At 54.6% G+C, this 8768-nt stretch carries 5 protein-coding genes; 2 read left to right on the top strand and 3 right to left on the bottom strand.

Features of this window, described 5'->3' with window-relative positions; genetic code table 11:
* The coding region (locus M7R55_RS11055) for a sigma 54-interacting transcriptional regulator (RefSeq protein ID WP_298220524.1) at positions 1 to 770 on the bottom strand (770 nt) is incomplete at its 3' end.
* 840 nt (positions 771 to 1610) lie between these two features.
* On the opposite strand from M7R55_RS11055, the gene M7R55_RS11050 reads away from it, so the two are divergent.
* Entirely contained in the window at positions 1611 to 5183 is a 3573-nt protein-coding gene (locus tag M7R55_RS11050; RefSeq protein WP_298220523.1) for an ATP-binding protein, read from the top strand.
* Positions 5170 to 6048, top strand: coding sequence for a response regulator transcription factor (locus M7R55_RS11045; RefSeq protein WP_298220521.1), 879 nt, complete (start codon positions 5170 to 5172; stop codon positions 6046 to 6048). The genes M7R55_RS11050 and M7R55_RS11045 overlap by 14 nt, the downstream gene beginning before the upstream one ends.
* An 8-nt stretch (positions 6049 to 6056) precedes the next feature.
* On the opposite strand, the gene M7R55_RS11040 is transcribed toward M7R55_RS11045, so the two are convergent.
* Together M7R55_RS11040 and M7R55_RS11035 are read right to left on the bottom strand one after the other, a co-directional pair.
* Positions 6057 to 7823, bottom strand: a complete 1767-nt coding sequence (locus M7R55_RS11040) for a VWA domain-containing protein (RefSeq protein WP_298220519.1) — start codon at positions 7821 to 7823, stop codon at positions 6057 to 6059.
* Positions 7824 to 8010: 187 nt separating this feature from the next.
* On the bottom strand, positions 8011 to 8768 hold a 758-nt coding region (locus tag M7R55_RS11035; protein ID WP_298220517.1), incomplete at its 5' end, for a hypothetical protein.

The raw sequence follows: 8768 nt of genomic DNA, 5'->3' as shown, positions 1-8768 counted from the left end.
ATAAACGGTTTATCCCGCCGCTGGCTTTCCCGGTGAGCCATTCGTGCAAACATCTCTTTGCCCGTGCCAGACTCTCCAAGAAGCATGATCGGCGCTTCGCTGTTCTTGACCTGATCAATTTCTTTGACCGCCGACAACAGGGCATGACTTGAACCAATGATGTTGTTCGTCTCGCACATGTGAATATAGCGACCGCCATCATGATCGAGTTGTGAGGGCAGGAAACTTACCTGTTGCGCCCGTTGACGCATATTCACCAACACGGGGCCAATCATGCTGGAAATAATTCTCAGCAAATCGACGTCTTCCGAATAGGATCGCCTTGGATTGGCGCGGCGTTGAACGGACAGCACGCCGACTACCCGGCCATCGATAATGATCGGCACGCAAATAAAACCGATCCGGCTCAAGCTGCCCTCCACTGGTTCGGCTATACGCTCAATGAAGATCGACTCATCCAACACATCGGTTACCAGAGAAACCTGGCCTGTACGCCACACAAACCCAGTTAGTCCCTGATTAAATGGCACTGTATATTTACCCGATGCAATCTGCTCTTCAGGCAGCCCATAACTGTAGGCGACCTCCAGCACTCGAAGGGAGTAATTCGGCAACATTACCCTGCCATAGTAGAGGTTGGACCAGCGCGAAAGCAGACTCAACACACTTCTGATTTTGTAACCTGACGATGCGGTTGATTTGCTCGTGAGCCGGGAAACCTCAAGCAATAGTGCAGAATTGATTTCCCGCGTACCTGTGATTTCTTTCATAACATCCTCATCTGTTTCATGACATCCGGGAAATTTCCAGCGGGTACTCAATTGCCTTGACTGGTGATAAAGTTCTAGGCAAAACTTAACCTGTTAATTAAGCGTTATTAAACAGACTAGACAGCGAATCAATAACCAAAAAAATAATTTACTTAAATATCTAAATTACAATCACCCTTGAGGAAGCTCTAAATAATTCCACCCTGGAATTTTCAGAGATCGAAAATCAAAAAATTCGATTTTTTGATTTTCTTCAAGAACAATCACGTGTGTGATCACTCATAGCAGCACATCCTTGTGCCGCGCGGAACCTACGATTAAATCAGTGTTTCCTTAAACACCTAGAAAATGATTCCGCAGCAAGACGCGATCGCCATGCAACTTTAATAACAAGACTACCTACCCCCCTCAGTTACTGATATACGTCATACAACGGATACGGTATGACACTCATCCAACCCAAACCCATTTATTGGCAGTCAGTTTTATTTCATATAAGAGATTAGATGCGTGGACTACGTAAAATTACGTATAGTGGAAGCAGTATATCGTTCGCATGATAGACTGATACTTTATGGCTAAACGGTTATCCATTCGGATGGACAATTCGAATCATTTAGACACCGGGAATAATCACAAACAAGGTGATTAACGGCAAAAGACAGTAGATCAATACTGGGCACCTCGAAAAACCTTTCAAGGTGCCCGTGCATCACAGGGATGCGGCAGTCAAATCAATCGCTTACGCGATTGAAAATAGCTTAAGTTCGTTGCGGGTCTCCCGCGACGAACGTCCTTGAAAAATTCCATGGAAGGAGTTTTTCAAGGTTTCCTACTTGTATGACAATCATAATTCACACGCGCTTGTCAGCTCAAAGCGAGAACTCCATGAAGAAGCTGCGCCGGATTCCGAGCCTAGATGCCGTCCCGCCACGACAGGTCAAGAAAATCCGGCGGGACTACAAGTCATGGGTTGCCAATGAAACCCTTGAAGACTACGCGCTCAGGTACACGGCGCGCGAATTTCGCAAATGGTCTGTGTTCCGTGTTGCCAACACTGCGCTAGGCGCTATTTCCTTTCTGGCACTGGAAGCCATCGGTGCGGCGCTGACCGTGGAATATGGATTTATCAATACATTCTGGGCCTGCCTTGCCGCCTCGATCCTGATGTTTCTGACCAGTCTGCCGATTGCACACTATGGCGCAAAATACAACCTCGATATGGATCTGCTCACGCGTGGGGCTGGTTTCGGCTATATCGGTTCCACCATCACGTCACTGATCTACGCGTCATTCACCTTCATCTTCTTTGCCATTGAAGCTGCCATCATGGCGCAAGCGCTAAACCTGTATCTGGGCCTACCGATGACGCCCTCGTATCTGTTCAGCGCCTTGATTGTCCTGCCATTGGTCGGTTACGGCATCACATTGATCAGCCGACTGCAGATGTGGACCCAACCCATTTGGCTATTCCTGTTGATCCTGCCCTACATCAGCATCTTATGGAAAGATCCAACCATTTTCGATCGGCTCTTATCCTTTGGCGGTAATCTCGGGATACCAGAGTTCAATCTTCTGGCATTCGGCGCAGCCACCAGTGTGGTTCTCGCCCTGATCGCACAGATCGGGGAACAGGTCGACTACCTCCGCTTCATGCCACAAAAAGATGAATCCAATAAGCGCGCATGGAATCTCGGGGTGCTCTTGGCCGGTCCCGGCTGGATTATTTTAGGTATGTTCAAACTTCTGGCTGGTGGTTTGCTGGCCTATCTCGCGCTCAGCAGCGGGATCAGTCTGGCTCAAGCCGTTCAACCGGCGGTTTTTTATGAGCTCGGATTCAGTTATGTCTTCAATTCACCAGCAGTCGTGTTGTTTGCGGCAACCCTTTTCGTAGTGATCTCCCAAGTGAAGATCAATGTCACCAATGCGTATGCGGGTTCGCTTGCGTGGTCGAATTTCTTCGCCCGTCTGACGCACAGCCACCCAGGCCGAATCGTCTGGCTTATATTCAACGTACTGATTGCCGTAATGCTGATGGAATTCGGGGTTTTCGAGGCGCTGGGAAATGTGCTTGGCATTTACTCGAATGTCGCGATCAGTTGGGTAGGTGCCATTGTTGCCGACCTGATCATCAACAAGCCACTTGGTCTGAGCCCGCCAGGGATCGAGTTCAAACGCGCCTATCTGTATGACATCAACCCGGTCGGTACCGGCGCTTTGTTAATTGCCTCGATGCTGTCCATTATTGCATTCAGTGGCTGGTTCGGGCCGTGGGCCGAGGCCTTTTCCGCCTTCATTGCATTAGGCAGCGCATTTATCATGGCACCACTGATTGCCTGGCTGACCAAGGGCCGCTATTACATCGCCCGTACACCCGACCAAATGGGCGATAAGAAGAAACTGCGTTGCGTTGTCTGCGAGAACGACTACGAAACAGAAGACATGGCGATGTGCCCGGCCTATCGGGGAACCATCTGTTCACTTTGCTGCACTCTGGACGCGCGTTGCCACGATATGTGTCGGCCCAAGGCCGGATTACTGGAACAGTTCATCGCCATGCTGAACCGCCTTCTGCCCAAGACCCTCGCAAAGCATGTCAACACCCGCATTGGCTATTACCTGCTCCTGATTCTGATTTCAGGTGTGGCTCTGGCTATAACCTTGTTCTTTTTCTACTTGCAGCAACTCAATAGTATGCCCCCAGCCGATCTGGAGATTTTCCGGACGCTGCTGATCAAGCTTTTTGTCGCCATTTTCGCGCTGATCACCATTGGCGGCTGGTGGCTGGCGCTCACCGTGGAAAGTCGATACGTCGCGCAGGACGAGTCCAATCGACAGACCCATCTGCTGATGAACGAAATCGAGGCCCACTTGAAAACCGATGTGCAATTACAGAAAGCCATCAAGGCAGCGGAGAGCGCAAACCAGGCTAAAAGCCGCTACATGGCAGGGATCAGCCACGAACTTCGCACCCCGCTGAACTGTATTCTGGGTTACGCCCAGATCGTTGAACACGATCCCGCAGTACCGCTGCAACGCCGCGAAGAGATGAAGGTTATCCGCCGCAGTGGAGAGCACCTGATTTCACTGATCAATGGCCTGCTGGATATGGCAAAAATCGAAGCAGGAAAACTGACCATTGAACCCGAAGAGGTGCATTTCCCGCAGTTTGTCGCCCAATTGGCGGACATGTTTCGGCTACAGGCTCAGGAGAAGCACATCCAGTTCAACTTCGACGTAGCGGACGAATTACCACCCGTGGTGCGCGTCGACAAGAAACGACTGGGGCAAATCCTCATCAATATTCTGGGCAACGCAATCAAGTTCACTGAACAAGGGCATGTGACTTTCCGGATTTCATACCGCAGCGAGTTGGCACGCTTTGAAATCGAGGACACGGGAATCGGCATTGCAGAAAGTGATCGCAAGCGGATTTTCCTTCCCTTCGAACGCGGCAGCAATGCAACTGGCAATGCCGCCAGCGCAGGTCTGGGCCTAACGATCGCCAGTATGTTGGCCACCCTGATGGGTGGCGAGTTGACAGTACATGAGCGCGAGGGCGGCGGCAGCCGATTCCAGTTGCGCCTGTTACTCACTGCCGTACGCAATCCCCGCCCTCAACCCATGGATACACCCGCCAATATATTGGGTTACCGCGGTCCGCAGATGCGCATACTCCTCGTCGACGATCAAGCAAGCGATCGGGAGTTTCTGCACAGCGTACTCTCGGCGCTCGGATTCGGCGTGATTCAGGCCGAATCGGGCATTGCCGCCCTGCGTCAGGCCGCAGCACATCAGCCGGATCTGATCATCTTGGACATCAACATGGCGGATATCGATGGCTGGGAAACCGCCCGACTGATGCGCGCCAACGGTATTTCCATGGCACCGATTCTGATCGTCTCCGCCGACGTCCTCGACCGGGGCAAACCGAACATGGAAGACATCGGCATCGACGATTTCATTGCCAAACCCGTCGACATCGGTATATTGCTCCAGCGCATCCACGACAAGCTACAACTCAACTGGATCACGAGTACCCAGGAGCAGATTGCCGCCCAAACACCGGCTTCTGAGCAACAGCGAGTTGCCCACCCCCATTCGGAAGTACGCCCCGCGCTTGCGACAAACGTAGAACGTGCGGTGCCAGAATCAAACGTTGATGCGGAACCACAAAACGGCGTCCAAACCCGTGTAAGCGACCTGCCAGATGCGGAAGCACTCAAAACCCTGCTAGATCTGGGCGCTATGGGGTATGTACGCGGTATCCTCGAAAAACTCGACGAGTTGGAACAATTGCGCCCAGATCTAGCAGAGATGGTCCACCAGTTGCGCACATCCGTTCAACAATTCCACCTCGGTGAGTACATGCGTCTACTCAAACAATTGGAAGCCAAGCATGAACATACATAAGCATGAGCGCGGCACCATTCTGTTGGTGGACGATGCGCCGGACAATCTGCGCATGCTGCATGATGCCTTGCAGGAGCAAGGTTATCTGGTACTGGTTTCCACAGATGGCCAAAGCGCGCTGGACAGCGTGCAGCTCATGCCACCCGATATCATTGTTCTGGATGCGCGCATGCCCGGCATCGACGGTTTCGAAACCTGCCGACGACTCAAGGAAGGCCTCAACACCCGCGATATCCCAGTCATCTTTATGACAGGCCTTAGCGACACCGAGTACATCGTTCAGGGCTTTCAGGCCGGTGGTGTCGACTACGTGACCAAACCCGTCGTGATCGAAGAATTGCTAGCGCGCATCACCACCCATATGCAGCGTGCGCGACTGGTCACCCACACCCGCGCGGCGATCGACTCGGCCGGGCGGGCCATTCTGGCCTTCGATTCGAACTATGCGATAACCTGGGCTACCCCGTTGGCCCAACGTCTGGTCCAATCCGTTGTCGATGTGCAGGATCTGCTGCCGATCCCCATCCGCCAATGGCTCGAAGCCAAGGACGCCGATCCCTCCTTCCCGCTTTGGCACGCGGGTGAGCGCTTGTTGTTTACCCGGATCGAACCCGGTCTGTTGTCCATCCAACGCCATGCGGCCCTGGCCGAACCGGAGGCACTGGCCAAGATATTCCAACTGACGGCACGCGAGGCGGAAAGCCTCTATTGGGTCGCTCTGGGAAAGACCAATAAGGAAATTGGCGAGATCCTGCAGATCAGCCCGCGCACGGTCAACAAACACCTGGAACATGTGTTCGAAAAGCTGGGCGTTGAAACTCGAACATCCGCCGCTGCACTCGTACTGGGACGATCATCGGGCTAAAACCACACCTAGAATTTCTTGCTCACCAAACGCAGGAACAGGCGCGACAGCCGCTCGGGCAGATGGCGCAGGTTATCCAGAACCAGAAAGTGCCCCACGCCGAAAATGCGTTCGACATACCGATCCGCACCCGGGTCGAGGCTGACGCAGAAAATATGCACGCCTCGCTGGCGCGCCTCGATCACGGCGTGGCGCGTATCCAGCAGCAGGTGCTCGGGATCGAAGACATCGATATCCGAAGGCTCGCCGTCAGTCACGATCAGCATCACCCGATTGTGCGCCCCGCGCGTGAGCAACGCCTCCGTCGCATGCCGGATTGCCGCCCCCATCCGTGTGGAGTAACGCCCCTCATACCCGGCTAGGCGTGCTTTGGCCGCAGCATCGAAGGGCTCGTCGAAGTTCTTGGCAATCTGATAATCCACCAGATGGCGTCCTTGAGAGTGAAACCCGGCCAAAGACAAATCGGAACCGAGATCGGTCGCGGTCTCGGCCAGCAGAAGAATGGCTTCGCGGGCCAAGTCCAGAATGGGGCGACCGCTGATGGAATCGGGATTGTTTACCGATTCTGAAAGATCGAGCAGTAGCGACAGCGCAAGAACCTGATCGTTCTGTGGTCGTGTGCGAATGAACACGCGCGGATCCGGTTCCTGCCCGTTACGGATATCCGCCATCGCCCGCAGTGCCGCGTCCAAATCCAGTTCATCCCCCATTTCCTGCTTTCGCAACAACACACGGTGCCGACTGCGCAAGGCACCAACCACCCGGCGTAAATGAGCCAGCAATGGGCGATTAGCAGCCAGAACTGCCGGGGCCCAATCCGCGTCACCCTCTTTCGCATTTCCTTCGTGCACGGCGCACCAGTTCTCTCGCTCGACACCGAATCGGGCAAACCACTCCGGGTAGCGTGAGGGATGCGTTTCCTCGTCTTCACTGGTCTGGAAGAAGGTCAGCTGTGCATCTTCCGTGACCTCTTCGATTCGATAGCCGGCTTCGGCAGCACTCGACGCCAGGGGAATCTCGGTGAACGCCAGTTGCCGTCCTTCGGCGGCTTCCTCAAACTGCGCACCGGATTGCACGCCCTCGGTGGCCTGCTCGGCGGCCCTCGTCTCTTCGGGCAACGGGTGCTCCTCATACCAGAGATGCTGATTGTCATCCCGGTATACGGCCATTGGCGGCACGCTGCCCTCGTCCATCGACAGACGCATCTGGCCGATGTCGTGCGCCAAACGCAAGCCGATTTCACGGGCTGTCCTTGCCTCCTCGATTTCGGCAATCCGCTCCTGAAACAGTGTGATTGCCTTGCGAACCATGAAGTCATCGTCCTTCGACTGTTCCAGTTCCAGCAAGCCACGAGAAAGACGCCACATCAGTGTCGCAAACGGCGTCGGGTCCGGCGACACCAGGGGATGCAGATCCAACCAGAGCCGACGCAATCCCGGGAACTGCGAAAAGGCGAGGTACTCGACCCGGGCATCCTCAACCAGTTCAACCAGATGTCGCTGACGTGCGTTTAGTGACTCGGGATTCAGCGGTTGGCTGTACATGCGATGGGCGGCCGCATGGACCGCTGCTGCGATATAGACTCTGCGTGCGGTTACCGCCCCTTGTTGAGACAGTGAAGACGGCAGACGAATATGCCCCTGATCGATGCGAGGGCGAACGGCTGACGATTCCGACGCGGCCGGAATGCCGGCCAGATCGAAAGACTGCCCCCAGAGTGCGATCAGATACAAATTTAAAAGATGCCGCACGTCCTCGAAGGACTGAGACGACATAACAGGTTCCGCTTCCAATTGTTGAGGTAGGAGGTTAGCCATAGGAGTCTTCATGGAAACGGGCATAAACTTTAGGGGTTGCCGAAAAGATGCGGCAACCGGGTCATAGTGCTGCGAAGGCGTGATGACGAATGCACAATATCTCCGGAGCCTCAGGCGAGGCCGACGGATCGACATGCTATTGAGATTAGCGGGCCAACAGTTCCTTCAGGGCGTCATCGATGAACTTAACGTCCACCTTGTTCATGCCCGGGCCGCCGGCAAAGTGCCCCCAGATGGACGGGATCGGCCGTAACTCGGCGTTCGGCATTTTGCTGACTTCGTATTCGTTATCTTCGACTGGGAAGTACAGGTCGGTCTGACCCGGCATGACAAAAGCCTTGGCCTTGATCGCACCCAACGCCTTCTCGAAGTCGTCGCCGTACATCGGATTGTTGCTGATGTCGCCCTGTTGCCATGTCCACAGCATCGTCAGCAGGTTATTGGCATCACGGGCAAGGAAGAAACCCTCCCAGAACGCGACCAAAAAATCTTCCAGCGAGGAATAGCCGAGCGCCTTGAGATCGAGTTCCTGGCGATAGAAAGCCTGCGACAGACCCCATCCGGCATAGACCCGCGCCATCGCCCGCAGCCCGGTCTCCGGCTTGCTCTTATACCAGCCGCCGGCGAAGGCGGCATCGGCGGTCAGCGCCGCCTTGACGCCTTCGAGGAAGACGAAATTATGCCGCGAGCACTTGGCCGAGCCGCAGAACGGCGCAATCCGCTCGACCATCTTGGGAAACAGCGCGCCCCAGTGGAAGGTCTGCAACGCCCCCATCGACCAGCCGGTAACCAGCGGAAGCTTTTTGATGCCGAATTTCTCGGTTACCAGCCGGTATTGCGCGCGCACATTGTCGCAAGCCGTCACCTGCGGAAAGCGCGAGCCGTTGTAGGGCTCGGGTGTGT

Source organism: Halothiobacillus sp., from assembly GCF_027346185.1.
GTDB lineage: Bacteria > Pseudomonadota > Gammaproteobacteria > Halothiobacillales > Halothiobacillaceae > Halothiobacillus.
The sequence above is the reverse complement of the archived record's forward strand: the minus strand, read 5'-3'. Positions and strand labels throughout refer to the sequence as shown.